Consider the following 16,749-nt stretch of genomic DNA (forward strand, 5'->3'; position numbering starts at 1 on the left):
GGGCTATGTTATGATGCGTGTTGTTTTGGTTGTGATGTCCCTTTTCATGCTGGTTGCCTGCAACGGTGCGGCTGATCTGAACAAGGCTGCGGTGCCGCTGGGGGATTTCAAACTGCAGCATAACATCGCTGTGGCGCCCAAGGTTGTGAAAGGCCCGCTCAGCCGTGAGGCAAGCAAAGAAGAGCTGACCAAAGCGTTGACTGATGCCACCGCCGAACGGTTCGGTCGTTACAACGGCACGCGCAACTATCATTTCGGGATGAGCATCGAAGGCTATGTGCTGGCCCAGCCAGGGGTGCCGGTGCTGTTTGCGCCGAAATCGATTCTCGTGATCAACCTGACGGTCTGGGACGATGCCAAGAATCTCAAGCTGACGCCCAAGCCGCACCAGATCACCGTCTTCGAATCTCTGGATCAAGGGCCAGTGGTGGGGTCGGGCTATACCAAAAGCGCCGAAGAGCAGCTTAAGAACCTGTCGCAGAATGCCGCAAAAGCCATTGAAAGCTATCTGGTCAAGCAAAACGCTGAAAACGGCTGGTTCAACGGGGACGCAGAAGGCGCAGTTACGGCAGAATAATTGCGGTTCCACGTGATCGCGCGAACTCCTGCTTGATTTTAGCCTCCAGACCCAATACATCGCCCGCCATATGAGGATCGGGTCCGATGGGCTCTTCAATTACAAAAGGGTGCTTGCAGCATGGCAAAGGAAAAGTTTGAACGTAATAAGCCGCACGTCAACATTGGCACGATTGGCCACGTTGACCACGGTAAAACGACGCTGACAGCGGCGATCACCAAGTATTTTGGTGACTTCAAGGCGTATGACCAGATTGACGGCGCGCCCGAAGAGAAGGCCCGCGGGATCACGATCTCGACCGCGCACGTTGAGTATGAAACCGAAGCGCGTCACTACGCGCACGTCGACTGCCCCGGCCACGCTGACTACGTCAAGAACATGATCACCGGTGCGGCGCAGATGGACGGCGCGATCCTGGTTGTGAACGCCGCTGACGGCCCAATGCCACAGACGCGCGAGCACATCCTGCTGGGCCGCCAGGTTGGCATCCCTTACATGGTTGTCTTCATGAACAAAGTTGACCAGGTCGACGACGAAGAGCTGCTGGAACTGGTGGAAATGGAAATCCGCGAGCTGCTGTCCTCTTACGAGTACCCAGGCGACGATATTCCGATCATTGCAGGTTCCGCTCTGGCGGCGATGGAAGGCAACAAGCCAGAAATCGGCGAAGAGAAAATCAAAGAACTGATGGCGGCTGTGGACGAGTACATCCCGACACCTGCACGTGCGGTTGACCAGCCGTTCCTGATGCCTGTGGAAGACGTGTTCTCGATTTCCGGCCGTGGTACAGTTGTGACCGGCCGTGTTGAGCGCGGTGTGATCAACGTGGGCGACGAGATCGAAATCGTTGGTATCCGCGACACCAAGAAAACCACCTGCACAGGCGTTGAAATGTTCCGCAAGCTGCTGGACAGCGGCGAAGCGGGCGACAACATCGGCGCATTGCTGCGCGGTGTGGACCGTGACGGTGTTGAGCGTGGCCAGGTTCTGTGTAAGCCCGGTTCCGTGACCCCGCACACCAAGTTCGAAGCCGAAGCCTATATCCTGACCAAGGAAGAAGGTGGCCGTCACACGCCATTCTTTGCGAACTACCGTCCACAGTTCTACTTCCGGACCACGGATGTGACCGGCACCGTTCAGCTGCCCGAGGGCACAGAAATGGTTATGCCAGGCGACAACCTGAAGTTCGACGTTGAGCTGATCGCGCCTATCGCGATGGAGCAGGGTCTGCGCTTCGCGATCCGCGAAGGTGGCCGTACGGTCGGCGCGGGCGTTGTGTCCAAGATCACTGAGTAAGCACGGCGGCTTTGCGCCAGCAAAGCCTGCCGCGTGCGACGCCTTGCGGCAGTCGTTCTGCAAGAACGATGAGAGCAAGGCGGAGACACCCGGTTGCTAAAAAACTAAGGCCGTTCCTCACCGGGGCGGCCTTTTGCGTTGGGCCCCGTGTTGTGCCGGGGTGAACCCCAGTCTGCGGCGACGAACATGCGCCGCCCACCACCCGGTGTTTTCAAAATCACCGGAGCGCATTCTCTCATAAACGCGGAGCGCGGGGAATTACTGCGCGGCAGTTTGGTTTTCGGTCTCACCCATGAACCATTGTCGGTGCATGGTCCATTCCTTGCGCATTTGTTTGAGGTCGATCCCGAACCGCCGATCCATATAGCGCCCAAGGTTTTGCGGATTGAATTTGAACGACTTCGTGCGCCGCCCGAAATTGCTCAATTCGCTGTCATTGTCATGATGTGATCCGCGAATGAACATCGGGGTCTCTTTCCATGTCAACGTGGGCATGTCGTGCCAGACCCGCATATGCGGAAACTCGAACAGTGACTTTGCCGTTTCCATGTCTTGAAAGATCATCATGCCGGGGGCCCAAAACCGCGAGGAGACGGAACGGATGTTCAGGCCGCTGTCGTCTGTCGACATGATGAAACCGCGCGTGTAGTCCAACGCTGTAATGCCGTCTGCAGCAAAGAAAGGCCGCAGGTCCGAAAATATCTCCCGCGATTTGGCGACAAACTCCACGGCGACCGCATCGTCATCATCCAACCGATATTGCGCGATCACATCGCATTGATCGTCTTTGTATCGCGGGATCACCTCTGACAGCATGTCGCGCATGTCGTTGCCTTCGGGTTCGATCACGGCTTCAAGCTGCGGCAGGCTATCGACAAGGTCCAGAACGCGGGACCGCCACGGATCAGGAAGCTGATCCCCAATGACAACCAGGTGCAGAAAGTCAGGGTCGGTTTGATGGGCCAGACAGGGGATCAGAAGTTGTTCAAGCAAGAACAACCGATGATCCAGCCGATGGGGGGCATAAAGCTGCGTGCGCAGGTGGTCCAAATCATCAGCAGACCGGCGAAACCCTCGAGTTTGGCCGGGATAAGACCACCGAGTGACGCCAAGCGTTTGAATTTTTGGATCTGTCATCCAACTGGCCCTTGCGATCTCATGCACTGTTGCACTCTATGGTTGATGTTTCCACAGATTGCGCATCTTTAGCGTATCACCGCCCATGCAGGTCCGCCAGCGCCGATCCAAGTGTTCTCGGACCGCTTGGCCATCGCATTTCGAATTGTCCGCTGGCCAATTGCGCGGCTATGGCTTTACTTGTCATTCAAGACAGAACCGGCACCAAAGGCCGGTCAAACGTCAGCGCACAGGGGTACATGATGCATATTGATCCATTCGGCGTAGAGATTTGGATGAACGAGTGGGAGTTCAAATGCGAACTGAACCTGGCTGAAACCTGTGTGGAAAGTCTGACAATCGAACAGTTGCTGGCTTTGTCCGGCAAGAACACGGCAGATCTGTCCGAGCTGCTTGGCCTCAAAATGACCTATGGCGAAATTCGTGGATCATCGCGGCTGATCCATGCGATTTGTGCTCTTTACCGCAAACAACAGACCGAAAACGTGATCGTGACCCATGGCACCATCGGGGCCAATATGCTGGTGCATAAGGCGATGATCAGCAGGGGCGACCGGGTTGTCGCTGTGGTGCCAACCTATCAACAGCATTATTCGATTCCTGCGAGCATAGGTGCAGATGTCCATCAGCTGAAGTTGCGTGAAGAGGATGGTTGGCTGCCGGATCTGAAAGCGCTCCGCCGTCTCGTCACACCGCAAACCCGGCTGATTGCCATCAACAATCCCAATAATCCAACCGGTGCTTTGATGGATCGCGCAATGCTGGAAGAGATCGCGCAAATCGCGCGGCAGGCCGATGCCTGGTTGCTGTGCGATGAGGTCTATCGCGGGACAGATCAACAGGGCGGCGGCATGACGGATGCGGTTGCGGACATTTATGAAAAGGGCATCTCCACGGCGGGCATGTCCAAGGCGTTTTCCTTGGCCGGATTGCGTCTGGGGTGGATCGCCGGACCAGGCGAGGTGATCGAAGCAGTGTCGATCCACCGCGACTACGACACGATCTCGGTGGGCAAGATTGACGACCATTTTGCGGCCTTGGCCTTGGAAAACAGCGATCGCATCTTGGCCCGCAGCAAGCAGATCACGCGGGACAATCTGGCCATCCTTGAGGCTTGGGTCGAAGGCGAGCCCAAGATCGCATGGGTTAGGCCAAAATCGGCCACCGTGACCCTGCTGCGCTATGATGTGGATATTCCGTCAGAGGCGTTTTGCATTCAGTTGCTGAAAGAAACAGGTGTGCTGTTGACCCCGGGCTCCGCTTTCGGGATGGAAGGTTATCTGCGGATCGGATTTGCCAATCCGCAGGATGACCTTCGCGCAGGGCTGGCAAAAATCTCGGAATTTCTTGCGCGGCTTTAAGGGCTATTGCGCTTGGATCGCACCAATGGATAAAATGCGTGAAAGTGATGGAGGGTGACATGAACAAGACCGGGATCTGAGCATTAATCATACTCGATCAAAGGATTTGTCATGCCTGACCAAGACGACCTGCGCCCCTTTCCGGCGCCTGATACCTCTCATCCCGTTAGATTGCCCGATGGCAGCCCTCATGCGGGCACCGTATTTCTGAATGCTGCGGTGGATCACCCTCGATTTGTGGTGGGGGATTACACTTACGCCAGTGCCTTTGACCCGCCAGAGGATTGGGCGGCGCGGCTGGCCCCTTATTTGTTCGACTTCAGCCCCGAGCAGCTTCACATCGGCAAGTTCTGTCAGATCGCGGACGGGGTCGTATTCATTACATCGTCGGCCAATCATCGCTATGACGGGATCTCAAGCTATCCTTTCGCGATATTCGGCGGTGGTCCGATTGAAGACCGGCCCTCGATGCCGGGACCGGGCGCGGACACACACATTGGCAACGACGTTTGGATCGGTCAAGGCGCGCGCATATTGCCCGGCGCGGATATTGGTGATGGTGTGATTGTCGGTGCAGGGGCCGTGGTTGCCGGAAGGGTCCCAGCCTATTCCATCATTGGCGGCAACCCGGCGCGGGTTTTGCGCCAGCGTTTTTCGCAGGCAGATGCCGGGCGATTGCAACGGATCGCTTGGTGGGATTGGCCCATTGATCTGATCCTCGCCCATGAGAGCCTGATCATGGCAGGGAATGTTGATGCGCTTGAGTTGGTTGCGCCTGACTGATTACGCCCGGTTCAGGCGGCCAATGCCCTTGGCCGCCAAAGCGGTGATGAACACCAAGACCGCGACGGTTGTCAGGCCCGCCTTGCTGACCGAGGCGGCGGCGGAGGCATGAATCAGGGGATCAGGCAGTGCAGGCCACAGCATGATCATCGACGCGATGCCGAGATTTTCAAGATAATCGGCAAGGGCGGCCAACCACGGCAGGATGGGCGCCACTCGTGTGATCCGGGATGGTGCCGTCCAGCCAAGCGCCCACCGGATCGCGGCAGACAGGCAAAGGCCAAAGAGCGTCGGATACAGCAGATCAAGGGGCAACTGCCGGGTGAGGTAATAGTGCTGGCCATCCGCGCCCAATGCTTCAAGCAAGTTACGAGCCTGCACGGGACCGTATCCAGTTGGGCGCAGATCGAAAGGCACCAGCCCTGCAATCTGATGCAGATGCGCAAGGGTGATTTGGGTCATGATCAGATAGACGGCTAGGGCAGCCAATCCGAAACGCAAGGCGCGGCGGCCTTCTTGCTGTGGGGAAAAGGGTTGCGTCATTTGCTATGCTCCTATGAATGGGTGATCCTTAGGGCGCTGGCGGTTGGCCTGCGTTAACATTTGATAATGGCCGCGACGAATGGACCTTCTTTCTTTTCTGACACAGGGCAACAACCCGATGGCCCGTGCGGCGGCAGCAGGATTTGCCGCCGATTGGAAGGTCGGGCGGGCAATGGCCGGAGCGCTGCTCTGCCGTCAGGGAGAGCCGGACAGGGGCGAATATCTGTTGCTGAACGGCAAAGCCACCCTGACGATTGGCGATACGGAGGGTGGGCTTGTCTGTGTCGGGCTTTTTGACAGCCCATGCGTGATCACGCCCAATCTGGCGCGGACCCGCGACGGCGATGCCTTCGCCACGCTGGAGATCACCGAAGAGGCGCTGATCGCACAGATGGACACTGAGGCCCTGACCGAGCGGATGCTGAGCAACGAAGAGATTCGCAATTGGGCCAATGCGGTGCTGCGACAGGAGATTCAGCGGAAGGCAGATCGCGAATGGGCGCTGGCCTCACTGGGGGGCGCGGGCCGTCTTGCGTGGTTTCGGACAAATTACCCGGAGTACGAAAACAGCTTTGCGCACGGGCTGATTGCGTCGTTTCTGGGTATGACGCCCGTCAGCCTGAGCCGATTGCGCAAGGAAACGCGATCCGGGGGCGATTAGGCTCTTGATCCTAGGCGCGTTTCCGACTACCCAACCCCCGGCGTAGGGGTTTAGCTCAGTTGGTAGAGCATCGGTCTCCAAAACCGAGGGTCGTGGGTTCGAGTCCCTCAGCCCCTGCCACGCCACTTCCATCTTTGCAGTTTACGATAATGCACCGGTTTCAACCTTTGTGCGGTCGCCATCATTTCACCATTTTTCGGCCCATTCCCTGTCCGAATGCACCGGTATCCTGATGTCGCTTGGGCGAGTGAGATGAAGATGAAACCTGAACCGAATACCACAGAGAACCCGCAATCCGATGGAGCGATGACAGACGATCTAGACCCGCAATCCCTGGCGGCGATCAAGGCGTTGCTGGTCGAAGAAGCGCCGGAGGATGCGGCCGTGAACGCGGTGGCGGCGGAAGCTGCTTATCGCGAGGCACCACAACCGGAGCCAGAGCCAGAGCGCCGGGCGGCGCAGGCCTTTCCAGATCTGGCAGAAGCCGCCCCGGCGCCGCCTCCCAGGAAATCGAGGTTCAAGCGGAGCAAGCCGGCACCCAGGGCGGCGAAACAACAAAGCGCCGGATCTGGCTGGATCGGTGCGGTCAAGGCGCGGATCACCGGCTATCGGCCAACCCCGCGGCACATCCTGTTGGCCAGTGCGGCCCTGCTGATCGTGTTCCGGCCTTGGCTCGTTGTTGGTTTGTTGGTCTTGGGTTTGTTGCTTTTGGGTCTGGTCTTTCTGGTGCTCGGTTATGACGGCTTCTGGCTCAGGGCGATGGGCGCGGCGCGGTGGTATGCCAGCCGCCACCCGGATCGTGCTGAAGAACTGAACCGGAAATTCGACACTTTCGCGATGAAATGGGATGCGTTTCTTGACCGTTTTCCCGAAGGCACGGTGGACGGTCTTTACCTGCCGGATCTGGGCGATATGGCCCAACGGGACGCCCGCCATGCAGAGGCGCTGGACCGCCGGATGCAGGACTTGCGCGAAAACGAAGTCTGATCATTGCGCAGGCGCGGTGCAGCGCAGGCTTGAAACCGCGTGAAACTGCCGTTAGATGCAGCAGGCAGACAATCAAGGATACCCGTCATGGCAACCACCAACCCTCTTCAGTTTATCCAGCAGGTGCGTGCTGAAGTTGCCAAGGTCGTTTGGCCAACCCGCCGCGAGGTGATGTTGACCACAGTGATGGTGTTTATCCTTGCGGCGCTGACGGCGGTGTTCTTTGCCATCGTCGATATCATCATCCGGAGCGGCCTTCAGGGCGTTCTTGGGATGTTTGGTTAAGCAGCACAGGTCAGCCAAAAATCGCTTTGCAGACTTGAAACATCGGGGTGCGCGGGCTATTGCGCAGACCTGACCAAAGAATAGGGCGTGCGGCGATTCGAGTTGCGCGCCGATTTTTTGTTCACAAGCGCCGGGTATTGGCCCGACATGATTTACGGTTAAGATGCCCCGATTGATGGGTTGCATCGCAAGACAGGGACCAGAGTTCAGATGGCAAAACGGTGGTATTCGGTCAGTGTTCTTTCGAATTTCGAAAAGAAAATCGCAGAACAGATCCGCACAACTGCTGAGGAGCAGGGTCTGAGCGAGCAGATCGACGAAGTTTTGGTTCCGACCGAAGAAGTGATCGAAGTGCGCCGCGGCAAGAAGGTCACGACCGAGCGTCGCTTTATGCCCGGTTATGTTCTGGTTCACATGGAAATGTCCGACCAGGGCTATCACCTGATCAACTCCATCAACCGCGTCACTGGTTTTCTGGGTCCGCAGGGCCGCCCGATGCCAATGCGCGATGCCGAAGTGCAGGCCATCCTGGGCCGCGTTCAAGAAGGCGAAGAAGCACCACGTACGCTTATTCACTTTGAGATCGGTGAGAAGGTCAAAGTGGCCGATGGTCCGTTTGAAGACTTCGACGGCATGATCGAAGAAGTTGACGACGACAACCAGCGTTTGAAAGTGTCCGTGTCTATCTTTGGTCGCGAAACACCGGTTGAGCTGGAATATACTCAGGTGATCAAGCAGACCTGATTTTAGGCGGGGTTTTCCCCGCCTTTTTTACGCGGTGGCGGGGTGAACCCCGCCTTACGCTAACGCCCGGTGCAGTGATGCTGATTGGTTCGGGGCGGGTAAATCCTCCACCCTCGGTGTCTCCTCAACCAAACCCTTGCAATATGCCCCACACCGCTATATCCCGCGCAAGTCGCCCGCAATGGCGACTCGGTTTGTGGGAGGCGAGGGCACCGCGGTGACCAGACCGGACCACGCAACATACATCCTGAGGGACGCGTCCCAAGGGAGTTGAAAAGGAGAAGGCCAATGGCCAAGAAACTCGTCGGTACGATGAAGTTGCAGATTAAGGCGGGGCAAGCCAACCCGTCCCCGCCCGTAGGTCCAGCATTGGGTCAGCGCGGCATCAACATCATGGAATTCTGTAAAGCGTTCAACGCGAAGACAGCGGACATGGAGCCAGGCGCCCCTTGCCCGACCGTGATCAGCTATTTCCAGGACAAGTCCTTTACCATGGACATCAAGACGCCTCCTGCGTCCTACTACCTGAAAAAAGCGGCCAAGATCAATTCTGGTGCAAAAACCCCGTCCCGTGAAACCGTTGGTTCGGTGACCCCCAAGCAGCTGCGTGAAATCGCCGAAGCGAAAATGGTCGACCTGAGCGCCAATGACGTTGAACAGGCTATGAAGATCATTCTGGGCTCTGCGAAGTCCATGGGCATCGAGGTCAAATAAGATGGCAAAAGTAGGAAAACGCACCCGCGCCGCACGCGAAGCATTCGCCGGCAAAGAAGACCTGACAGTTGAAGAAGCCGTAGCGCTGATCAAAGCCAACTCCAACGTCAAATTCGACGAAACTGTCGAGATTGCAATGAACCTCGGTGTTGACCCACGCCACGCTGACCAGATGGTCCGCGGTGTGGTTGGCCTGCCAAACGGCACCGGCAAAACCATGCGCGTTGCGGTTTTTGCACGCGGTCCAAAAGCAGAAGAAGCGACAGCGGCCGGAGCCGACATCGTGGGCGCCGAGGATCTGATGGAAATCGTACAATCCGGCAAGATCGACTTTGATCGCTGCATCGCGACACCAGACATGATGCCAATTGTTGGCCGTCTGGGCAAAGTGCTTGGCCCACGTAACCTGATGCCGAACCCGAAAGTTGGCACAGTGACCATGGACGTTGCGGACGCTGTAAAAGCGGCCAAAGGTGGCGAAGTTCAGTTCAAGGCGGAGAAAGGCGGCGTTGTGCACGCAGGTGTTGGCAAAGCATCCTTCGGCGAAGAGCAACTGGCTGAAAACATCCGTGCCTTTGTTGGCGCAGTTGCCAAGGCCAAGCCATCGGGGTCCAAGGGGACATACCTGAAAAAGATCAACCTGAGCTCCACAATGGGTCCAGGCGTATCTGTGGCTGTTGAAAACGCCGCTGGCGAATAAGCCGTCCGTCGCGCCACTGTGGCGTGGACGTAACAAGTGATTTGGAAAAGGCGGACCTTCGGGTTCGCCTTTTGCTTTTGCGCCAAGGCTGGCGCAAATTGCCTTCATTAATTGAGCGTTAACTGGGCGGTAAGTTCAGGCGCTTTCCGCTTTGGGCGGGGCGAGGGGCAAAGCAGTGACATCCTTTTTGATGTCGCGATTCCAGTGTCCTTCGCCAAATGAGGGCAGGGTGCAGAATGCAGCACAGAAATTCAGAGGTCCGCCGGGTGGTGGCATGGCCATGCTGACGGTAGGGGCCATTTTGAAAGAACCGCTGGAGACCACGCTTCGGTTTGTGAGCTGGTATCTGGACGCGGGTGCCGATCAGATTGTGTTGTGTTTTGATGATCCGCTTGATCCGGCTATCGAGATCTTGCGTGATCATCCCAAGGTGCGCTGCATCCGCTGTACCCGTAGTTTCTGGATCAACCTTGGATGTCGTCCGCGCACGCGGTTCACGCGCCGTCAGAACCGCGCGATGCAATATGTGTATGACGGGCTGACCGAGGGCTGGTTCCTGAATGTGGACGGGGATGAACTGGCCTACGTGCAGAGGCGCAACCTTCGCAACCTGTTGGCCGCGCAACCCGATGAGGTCCGGTCGGTGACCCTGCGTCCTGCCGAGGCGATCCAATGCCCGCAAACGCCGCATTTGCAATTCCGGCTTGCGATGTCGGATGAGGCTTGCGGGCGGGTCTATGGCGATCTGGCCCCCTTTATGGTCAAGCGCCGCGGGCTCAGCGGGCACACCATTGGCAAAACGGCAACGCGGGCCGGGCTTGTGGGATTTCAGATGCGTCAGCATTTCATGCAAGGCCCAGATGGGGAGCGTGTGCTGGATCAAGTGCTGGGGCATGGCGAGGGCGCCTATGTGCTGCACTTTTTTGATCAGGGCTATGATATCTGGCGTTCGAAACTAAACTGGCGGCTGAGCTCACGCGGATTTCGCGAGAACTTCAAAGACCATCTGCGTGCCTGCCTGAATGGACCAGACACCGAAGATCGTTTGCGCGAGATCTATAACAGACTGCATGTGTTTGACGAGGATCGGATGGGTTTGCTAGAGCTATTGCAGTCACGTCTTGAGGTACGTCTGAACATGAGCGGATTGGTGGAAGACTACTTTCCCGGCCGGCTGGTTCGGGCAGCGTGACCCTGCGCAGGCAGAACAATTTTAGGTTGTTGACGTGACGGCATCGGGTTTTTTGTAAAAGCCCCTTCACATTTACCCCAAAACATTCTATTCCGCGCCTCTGTCCATAGGGTTGCATCTGTACCCCTGTGGGCGATTCGTCCGAGACGGTGGGTGTCACGCAACCGCATGACATAATTCCTGCCTGAGACGGGTAACGGCAGATTTTCTTCGGATAGCCACATTTGGCCATCCGCAGCGATGCGCAGGACCCCGTAAGGACCCGATTAGTCGGGACTTTCGTCCCGGCAGAACTGAGCCGGAGGGTCACCCCTCCCTTACTGGAGTGAAACTGTGGATAGAGCACAAAAAGAACAGTTGGTCGAAGAGCTCGGCCAAATCTTTGAAAGCTCTGGCGTCGTTGTGGTAGCCCACTACGTCGGTCTGACAGTTGCTGAAATGCAGGACCTTCGCGCGCGTGCTCGTGCCGCTGGCGGGGCCGTGCGTGTTGCCAAGAACAGGCTCGCCAAAATCGCCCTCGACGGGAAGCCATGCGAAAGCATTTCTTCCTTGCTGACGGGTATGACCGTTCTGACCTATTCTGAGGATCCTGTGGCCGCGGCCAAGGTTGCTCAGGAGTTCGCCAAGGAGAACCAAAAGTTCGTGATCCTTGGTGGCGCAATGGGCGAGAACGCTCTGGACGTCGCCGGTGTTGAAGCCGTGTCCAAAATGCCTTCGCGGGAGGAGCTTATCTCCACCATCGCGGGTATGCTGGGCGCACCTGCTTCCAACATCGCCGGAGCCATTGGCGCACCTGCAAGCAATATCGCATCCATTTTGTCCACGATCGAGGACAAAGCTGCGTAAAGCAAACGTCATATCGACGCGTTGGTTGAAACAACACGTTGGAACACACATATCGTTAACGGAAAGAGCTAAACATGGCTGATCTGAAGAAACTGGCAGAAGAGATCGTTGGTCTGACACTGCTTGAAGCACAAGAACTGAAAACCATCCTCAAGGACGAGTACGGCATCGAGCCCGCAGCAGGCGGCGCAGTGATGATGGCTGGCCCTGCAGACGCCGGTGGCGCCGAGGAAGAGAAAACTGAATTTGACGTCGTTCTGAAGAACGCTGGCGCATCCAAGATCAACGTGATCAAGGAAGTTCGCGGCATCACCGGTCTGGGCCTGAAAGAAGCCAAAGATCTGGTTGAAGCCGGCGGCAAAATCAAAGAAGGCGTCGACAAAGCCGAAGCAGAAGACATCAAGGGCAAGCTGGAAGCAGCTGGCGCCGAAGTCGAGCTGGCCTAAGTCGCGCGAAAAAGGGAACGCGTTGTTTCAAACAATGCGGTCGCAAACTTCTGAAGTTTGCGATGTTCCCGGAGAAAACAATGGCTGGATGGGGAGATTTCCCTGTCCAGCCAAACCTGTCTTGAAGGGTGCTTTTTCCAAAGCATCCCTCTGGAAAGGTCCAAAGGTCGGAAGAGGCGCGGTGGGACGTGTCTCAAGAATTGACCGGTAATTTCCGCTCTTATGGGCGCACACCACGGCCCCGGTGGTTGGTGCGCTCGGCAAGAGACACGAAAGGTGACACGACACATGGCACAAACTTTTCTTGGCCAGAAACGTCTTCGTAAATATTACGGCAAAATCCGCGAAGTGCTGGAGATGCCAAATCTGATCGAGGTGCAGAAATCCTCGTATGATCTGTTCCTGAATTCCGGCGATGCCGAGACCCCCACCGATGGTGAGGGTATCATGGGCGTTTTCCAGTCGGTTTTCCCGATCAAGGACTTCAATGAAACCAGTGTGCTTGAATACGTCAAGTATGAGCTGGAAAAACCAAAGTACGACGTAGAAGAGTGCCAGCAGCGCGATATGACCTATTCGGCGCCGCTGAAAGTCACCCTGCGTCTGATCGTGTTTGATATCGACGAAGATACCGGCGCGAAATCGGTCAAGGACATCAAGGAACAAGACGTCTTTATGGGCGACATGCCTTTGATGACACCAAACGGTACGTTCATTGTGAACGGCACCGAGCGTGTGATCGTATCCCAGATGCACCGTTCGCCTGGCGTGTTCTTTGACCACGACAAGGGCAAAACCCACTCGTCCGGTAAACTTCTGTTTGCCTGCCGTATCATCCCATACCGCGGCAGCTGGCTCGACTTTGAATTCGACGCAAAAGATATCGTCTTTGCCCGGATCGACCGTCGCCGCAAACTGCCCGTGACAACTTTGCTTTATGCGCTGGGTCTGGATCAGGAAAGCATCATGGATGCTTACTACGACACGGTGACTTACAAGCTGAAGAAGAACAAAGGCTGGGTTGCGCCGTTCTTCCCTGAGCGTGTGCGGGGCACACGTCCGACTTATGACATCGTTGACGCCAAGACAGGCGAAGTTCTGTTTGAAGCGGGCAAGAAGGTCACGCCACGCGCGGTGAAAAAGCTGATCGACGAAGGCGCGGTCAAAGAGCTGCTTTTGCCGTTTGACCACATCGTCGGCAAATTTGCCGCCAAAGACATCATCAACGAAGAAAACGGCGCGATCTATGTCGAAGCCGGTGATGAACTGACGCTGGAATACGACAAAGACGGAGATCTGATTGGCGGCACAGCCAAAGAACTGATCGACGCGGGCATTACCGAGATCCCACTCTTGGACATCGACAACGTCAATGTCGGCCCCTACATGCGCAACACCATGGCGAACGACAAGAACATGAACCGCGACACCGCGCTCATGGACATTTACCGCGTCATGCGTCCGGGCGAGCCGCCCACCGTAGAAGCGGCGTCTGCGCTGTTTGATACGTTGTTCTTCGATTCAGAACGGTATGATCTGTCGGCGGTTGGCCGTGTGAAAATGAACATGCGTCTGGATCTGGATGCAGAAGACACCCAACGCACATTGCGCCGCGAAGATATCGTGGCCTGCATCAAGGCGCTGGTGGATCTGCGTGACGGTCGCGGCGACATCGACGACATCGACCACCTCGGCAACCGCCGTGTGCGTTCTGTCGGTGAATTGATGGAAAACCAGTACCGCGTCGGCCTGCTGCGCATGGAACGTGCGATCAAAGAACGGATGTCCTCCGTCGAGATCGACACCGTGATGCCACAAGACCTGATCAACGCCAAACCGGCCGCGGCTGCGGTGCGTGAATTCTTCGGCTCTTCGCAGCTGTCGCAGTTCATGGACCAAACCAACCCGCTGTCCGAAGTGACGCACAAGCGTCGCCTGTCCGCGCTTGGACCTGGCGGTCTGACGCGCGAGCGTGCCGGCTTTGAAGTGCGTGACGTTCACCCGACCCACTATGGCCGGATGTGTCCGATTGAAACGCCGGAAGGGCCGAACATTGGTCTGATCAACTCGCTGGCGACCTTTGCCCGCGTGAACAAATACGGCTTTATCGAAACGCCATATCGTGTGGTGAAGGATAGCGTTGTGACCGATGAGGTTCACTACATGTCCGCCACCGAAGAGATGCGTCACACCGTGGCGCAGGCGAACGCGAACCTTGATGAAAACATGAAGTTCGTGAACGATCTGGTTTCTACACGTCAGTCCGGTGACTACACGCTGGCGCCATCGGAAAACGTGGATCTGATTGACGTATCGCCCAAGCAGTTGGTGTCGGTTGCGGCTTCCTTGATCCCGTTCCTTGAAAACGATGACGCCAACCGCGCCTTGATGGGTTCGAACATGCAACGTCAGGCTGTGCCGCTGCTGCAAGCAGAAGCGCCACTTGTCGGGACAGGTATCGAAGAGGTTGTGGCACGCGATTCCGGCGCTGCGATCATGGCCAAACGTGGCGGCATCATCGACCAGGTTGATGCACAGCGTATCGTGATCCGGGCCACCGAAGATCTTGAACTGGGCGATGCAGGGGTGGACATCTACCGCATGCGCAAGTTCCAGCGTTCGAACCAGAACACCTGCATCAACCAGCGACCGCTGGTGAAGGTGGGCGATACGGTTCAAAAAGGTCAGGTTGTGGCGGATGGTCCATCCACTGACATGGGTGAGTTGGCCCTTGGTAAGAACGTGGTCGTCGCGTTTATGCCTTGGAACGGCTACAACTACGAAGACTCCATCCTGATCTCCGAGCGGATTTCACGTGATGACGTCTTTACCTCGATCCATATCGAAGAGTTCGAGGTCGCCGCGCGTGACACCAAACTTGGGCCAGAAGAGATCACCCGCGACATTCCGAACGTCGGTGAAGAAGCGCTGCGCAACCTCGACGAGGCGGGCATCGTTTACATCGGCGCGGACGTTGAGCCGGGGGATATCCTGGTGGGCAAGATCACACCGAAGGGCGAAAGCCCGATGACACCGGAAGAAAAGCTTCTGCGTGCTATCTTTGGTGAGAAAGCCTCTGACGTGCGCGATACATCGTTGCGCGTGAAGCCCGGCGATTTCGGTACGGTTGTAGAAGTGCGCGTCTTTAACCGCCATGGTGTGGAAAAAGACGAACGCGCACTGCAGATCGAACGTGAAGAAGTCGAACGTCTGGCCCGTGACCGGGATGACGAATTGGCGATCCTTGACCGCAACATCTATGCCCGTCTCAAGCAGTTGATCATGGGTAAGATTGCTGTAAAAGGCCCCAAGGGTGTCAAACCGAACAGCCAGATCACCGAAGAATTGCTGACAGAGCAACTGACCCGTGGTCAGTGGTGGCAGCTTGCGCTTGAGGATGAAGACGACGCCAAAATCGTCGAAGCCCTGAACGAGCAGTACGAGATCCAGAAACGGGCCTTGGATGCACGGTTCGAGGACAAGGTCGAGAAAGTGCGCCGCGGCGACGATCTGCCTCCGGGTGTGATGAAGATGGTCAAAGTCTTTGTCGCGGTGAAGCGTAAGCTTCAGCCAGGCGACAAGATGGCGGGCCGTCACGGGAACAAGGGTGTTATTTCCAAGGTTGTTCCAATGGAAGACATGCCGTTCCTTGCGGATGGTACACCGGTTGATTTCTGTTTGAACCCGCTTGGTGTTCCATCGCGTATGAACGTTGGTCAGATCCTTGAGACCCACATGGGTTGGGCCGCACGCGGTCTGGGTGTGAACGTTGATGAGGCGCTGCAGGAATACAAACGCTCCGGCGATTTGACCCCTGTGCGTGAGGCGATGAGCCTGGCCTATGGCGAGGATGTCTACCAAGAGGGCATCACCGACATGGACGAGGAAACTCTGCTGGAAGCGGCGGGCAATGTCACACGCGGCGTTCCGATTGCGACACCCGTATTTGATGGGGCCAAGGAACTGGATGTCAACGATGCGCTGATCCGCGCCGGCTTTGACACATCTGGCCAGTCGGTTCTGTTTGATGGCCGCACGGGCGAGCAGTTTGCGCGTCCTGTGACCGTGGGTGTCAAATACCTGCTGAAGCTGCACCACCTTGTGGACGACAAAATCCACGCGCGTTCTACTGGTCCATACTCGCTGGTCACCCAGCAGCCATTGGGCGGTAAAGCGCAATTCGGTGGTCAGCGTTTCGGGGAAATGGAAGTCTGGGCTCTCGAAGCTTATGGCGCGGCCTATACCCTGCAGGAAATGCTCACCGTTAAGTCGGATGACGTGGCAGGCCGGACCAAGGTCTATGAAAGCATCGTCAAGGGCGAGGACAACTTCGAAGCGGGCATCCCAGAGAGCTTTAACGTTCTCGTCAAGGAAGTGCGCGGCCTCGGCCTGAATATGGAACTCCTGGATGCGGAGGAAGATGAGTGAGGGATGGCGCGGGAATTTTGAAAATTCCCGACCGTTTTCTTTGAAAGAA

The 16,749-nt window shown here is 56.8% G+C and carries 16 protein-coding genes and 1 tRNA gene; 15 read left to right on the plus strand and 2 right to left on the minus strand.

Going from position 1 to position 16,749, the window contains the following annotated elements:
* The first annotated feature begins 10 nt into the window (after positions 1–10).
* Positions 11–577, plus strand: a complete 567-nt coding sequence (locus K3754_RS03245; RefSeq protein ID WP_231024230.1) for a hypothetical protein — start codon at positions 11–13, stop codon at positions 575–577.
* Positions 578–697: 120 nt separating this feature from the next.
* Positions 698–1,873 carry an elongation factor Tu gene (gene tuf / locus K3754_RS03250; protein ID WP_203209043.1) on the plus strand — a complete coding sequence of 392 codons (1,176 nt, stop codon included), beginning with the start codon at positions 698–700 and terminating at the stop codon, positions 1,871–1,873.
* A gap of 258 nt (positions 1,874–2,131) precedes the next feature.
* Here tuf and K3754_RS03255 read toward each other — a convergent pair whose 3' ends face one another.
* Complete coding sequence (locus K3754_RS03255; protein ID WP_259940954.1) at positions 2,132–3,010, minus strand: putative rhamnosyl transferase; 879 nt, start codon at positions 3,008–3,010, stop codon at positions 2,132–2,134.
* A gap of 242 nt (positions 3,011–3,252) precedes the next feature.
* On the opposite strand from K3754_RS03255, the gene K3754_RS03260 reads away from it, so the two are divergent.
* Together K3754_RS03260 and K3754_RS03265 are read left to right on the plus strand one after the other, a co-directional pair.
* Positions 3,253–4,371 carry an aminotransferase gene (locus tag K3754_RS03260; protein WP_259943219.1) on the plus strand — a complete coding sequence of 373 codons (1,119 nt, stop codon included), beginning with the start codon at positions 3,253–3,255 and terminating at the stop codon, positions 4,369–4,371.
* Between the two features lie 111 nt (positions 4,372–4,482).
* Positions 4,483–5,154 (plus strand): CatB-related O-acetyltransferase, encoded by a 672-nt coding sequence (locus K3754_RS03265; RefSeq protein WP_259940956.1) that lies wholly within the window; start codon positions 4,483–4,485, stop codon positions 5,152–5,154.
* Here the strand turns inward: K3754_RS03265 and K3754_RS03270 are convergent, their stop codons facing one another.
* The gene (locus K3754_RS03270) at positions 5,155–5,697 is read right to left on the minus strand and encodes a hypothetical protein (RefSeq protein ID WP_259940958.1); all 543 of its coding nucleotides are present in this window, start codon (positions 5,695–5,697) and stop codon (positions 5,155–5,157) included.
* Between the two features lie 79 nt (positions 5,698–5,776).
* On the opposite strand from K3754_RS03270, the gene K3754_RS03275 reads away from it, so the two are divergent.
* The 11 genes from K3754_RS03275 to rpoB all read left to right on the plus strand — a co-directional run bounded on the left by K3754_RS03275 (position 5,777) and on the right by rpoB (position 16,700).
* Positions 5,777–6,358 carry a Crp/Fnr family transcriptional regulator gene (locus K3754_RS03275; protein WP_259940961.1) on the plus strand — a complete coding sequence of 194 codons (582 nt, stop codon included), beginning with the start codon at positions 5,777–5,779 and terminating at the stop codon, positions 6,356–6,358.
* A gap of 44 nt (positions 6,359–6,402) precedes the next feature.
* Positions 6,403–6,478, plus strand: a tRNA-Trp gene (locus K3754_RS03280).
* A 138-nt stretch (positions 6,479–6,616) separates the two neighbouring features.
* Positions 6,617–7,345: a hypothetical protein gene (locus K3754_RS03285; protein ID WP_259940964.1), complete on the plus strand. Its 729-nt coding sequence runs from the start codon at positions 6,617–6,619 to the stop codon at positions 7,343–7,345.
* Between the two features lie 87 nt (positions 7,346–7,432).
* Positions 7,433–7,630 (plus strand): preprotein translocase subunit SecE, encoded by a 198-nt coding sequence (gene secE / locus K3754_RS03290; RefSeq protein ID WP_025048120.1) that lies wholly within the window; start codon positions 7,433–7,435, stop codon positions 7,628–7,630.
* Positions 7,631–7,840: 210 nt separating this feature from the next.
* Positions 7,841–8,374 carry a transcription termination/antitermination protein NusG gene (gene nusG / locus K3754_RS03295; RefSeq protein ID WP_025048119.1) on the plus strand — a complete coding sequence of 178 codons (534 nt, stop codon included), beginning with the start codon at positions 7,841–7,843 and terminating at the stop codon, positions 8,372–8,374.
* 288 nt (positions 8,375–8,662) lie between these two features.
* Positions 8,663–9,088, plus strand: coding sequence for a 50S ribosomal protein L11 (gene rplK / locus K3754_RS03300; protein ID WP_203209056.1), 426 nt, complete (start codon positions 8,663–8,665; stop codon positions 9,086–9,088).
* Between the two features lies 1 nt (position 9,089).
* Positions 9,090–9,788 (plus strand): 50S ribosomal protein L1, encoded by a 699-nt coding sequence (gene rplA / locus K3754_RS03305; RefSeq protein ID WP_203209055.1) that lies wholly within the window; start codon positions 9,090–9,092, stop codon positions 9,786–9,788.
* Between the two features lie 274 nt (positions 9,789–10,062).
* Complete coding sequence (locus K3754_RS03310; protein WP_259940978.1) at positions 10,063–10,980, plus strand: glycosyltransferase family 2 protein; 918 nt, start codon at positions 10,063–10,065, stop codon at positions 10,978–10,980.
* A gap of 333 nt (positions 10,981–11,313) precedes the next feature.
* The gene (gene rplJ, locus K3754_RS03315; RefSeq protein ID WP_203209053.1) at positions 11,314–11,826 is read left to right on the plus strand and encodes a 50S ribosomal protein L10; all 513 of its coding nucleotides are present in this window, start codon (positions 11,314–11,316) and stop codon (positions 11,824–11,826) included.
* A gap of 74 nt (positions 11,827–11,900) precedes the next feature.
* Complete coding sequence (gene rplL, locus K3754_RS03320; RefSeq protein WP_203209052.1) at positions 11,901–12,272, plus strand: 50S ribosomal protein L7/L12; 372 nt, start codon at positions 11,901–11,903, stop codon at positions 12,270–12,272.
* 288 nt (positions 12,273–12,560) lie between these two features.
* Positions 12,561–16,700, plus strand: a complete 4,140-nt coding sequence (rpoB, locus tag K3754_RS03325; protein WP_259940981.1) for a DNA-directed RNA polymerase subunit beta — start codon at positions 12,561–12,563, stop codon at positions 16,698–16,700.
* The last annotated feature ends 49 nt before the right edge of the window (positions 16,701–16,749 follow it).

The sequence above is a fragment of the Sulfitobacter sp. M368 genome (genome assembly GCF_025141875.1).
GTDB lineage: Bacteria > Pseudomonadota > Alphaproteobacteria > Rhodobacterales > Rhodobacteraceae > Sulfitobacter > Sulfitobacter mediterraneus_A.

Coding starts and splice junctions, on each gene's coding strand:
- K3754_RS03245 (WP_231024230.1), top strand. CDS start 11: ATGATGCGTGTTGTTTTGGTTGTGATGTCCCTTTTCATGCTGGTTGCC.
- tuf (WP_203209043.1), top strand. CDS start 698: ATGGCAAAGGAAAAGTTTGAACGTAATAAGCCGCACGTCAACATTGGC.
- K3754_RS03255 (WP_259940954.1), bottom strand. CDS start 3,010: ATGACAGATCCAAAAATTCAAACGCTTGGCGTCACTCGGTGGTCTTAT.
- K3754_RS03260 (WP_259943219.1), top strand. CDS start 3,253: ATGCATATTGATCCATTCGGCGTAGAGATTTGGATGAACGAGTGGGAG.
- K3754_RS03265 (WP_259940956.1), top strand. CDS start 4,483: ATGCCTGACCAAGACGACCTGCGCCCCTTTCCGGCGCCTGATACCTCT.
- K3754_RS03270 (WP_259940958.1), bottom strand. CDS start 5,697: ATGACGCAACCCTTTTCCCCACAGCAAGAAGGCCGCCGCGCCTTGCGT.
- K3754_RS03275 (WP_259940961.1), top strand. CDS start 5,777: ATGGACCTTCTTTCTTTTCTGACACAGGGCAACAACCCGATGGCCCGT.
- K3754_RS03285 (WP_259940964.1), top strand. CDS start 6,617: ATGAAACCTGAACCGAATACCACAGAGAACCCGCAATCCGATGGAGCG.
- secE (WP_025048120.1), top strand. CDS start 7,433: ATGGCAACCACCAACCCTCTTCAGTTTATCCAGCAGGTGCGTGCTGAA.
- nusG (WP_025048119.1), top strand. CDS start 7,841: ATGGCAAAACGGTGGTATTCGGTCAGTGTTCTTTCGAATTTCGAAAAG.
- rplK (WP_203209056.1), top strand. CDS start 8,663: ATGGCCAAGAAACTCGTCGGTACGATGAAGTTGCAGATTAAGGCGGGG.
- rplA (WP_203209055.1), top strand. CDS start 9,090: ATGGCAAAAGTAGGAAAACGCACCCGCGCCGCACGCGAAGCATTCGCC.
- K3754_RS03310 (WP_259940978.1), top strand. CDS start 10,063: ATGGCCATGCTGACGGTAGGGGCCATTTTGAAAGAACCGCTGGAGACC.
- rplL (WP_203209052.1), top strand. CDS start 11,901: ATGGCTGATCTGAAGAAACTGGCAGAAGAGATCGTTGGTCTGACACTG.
- rpoB (WP_259940981.1), top strand. CDS start 12,561: ATGGCACAAACTTTTCTTGGCCAGAAACGTCTTCGTAAATATTACGGC.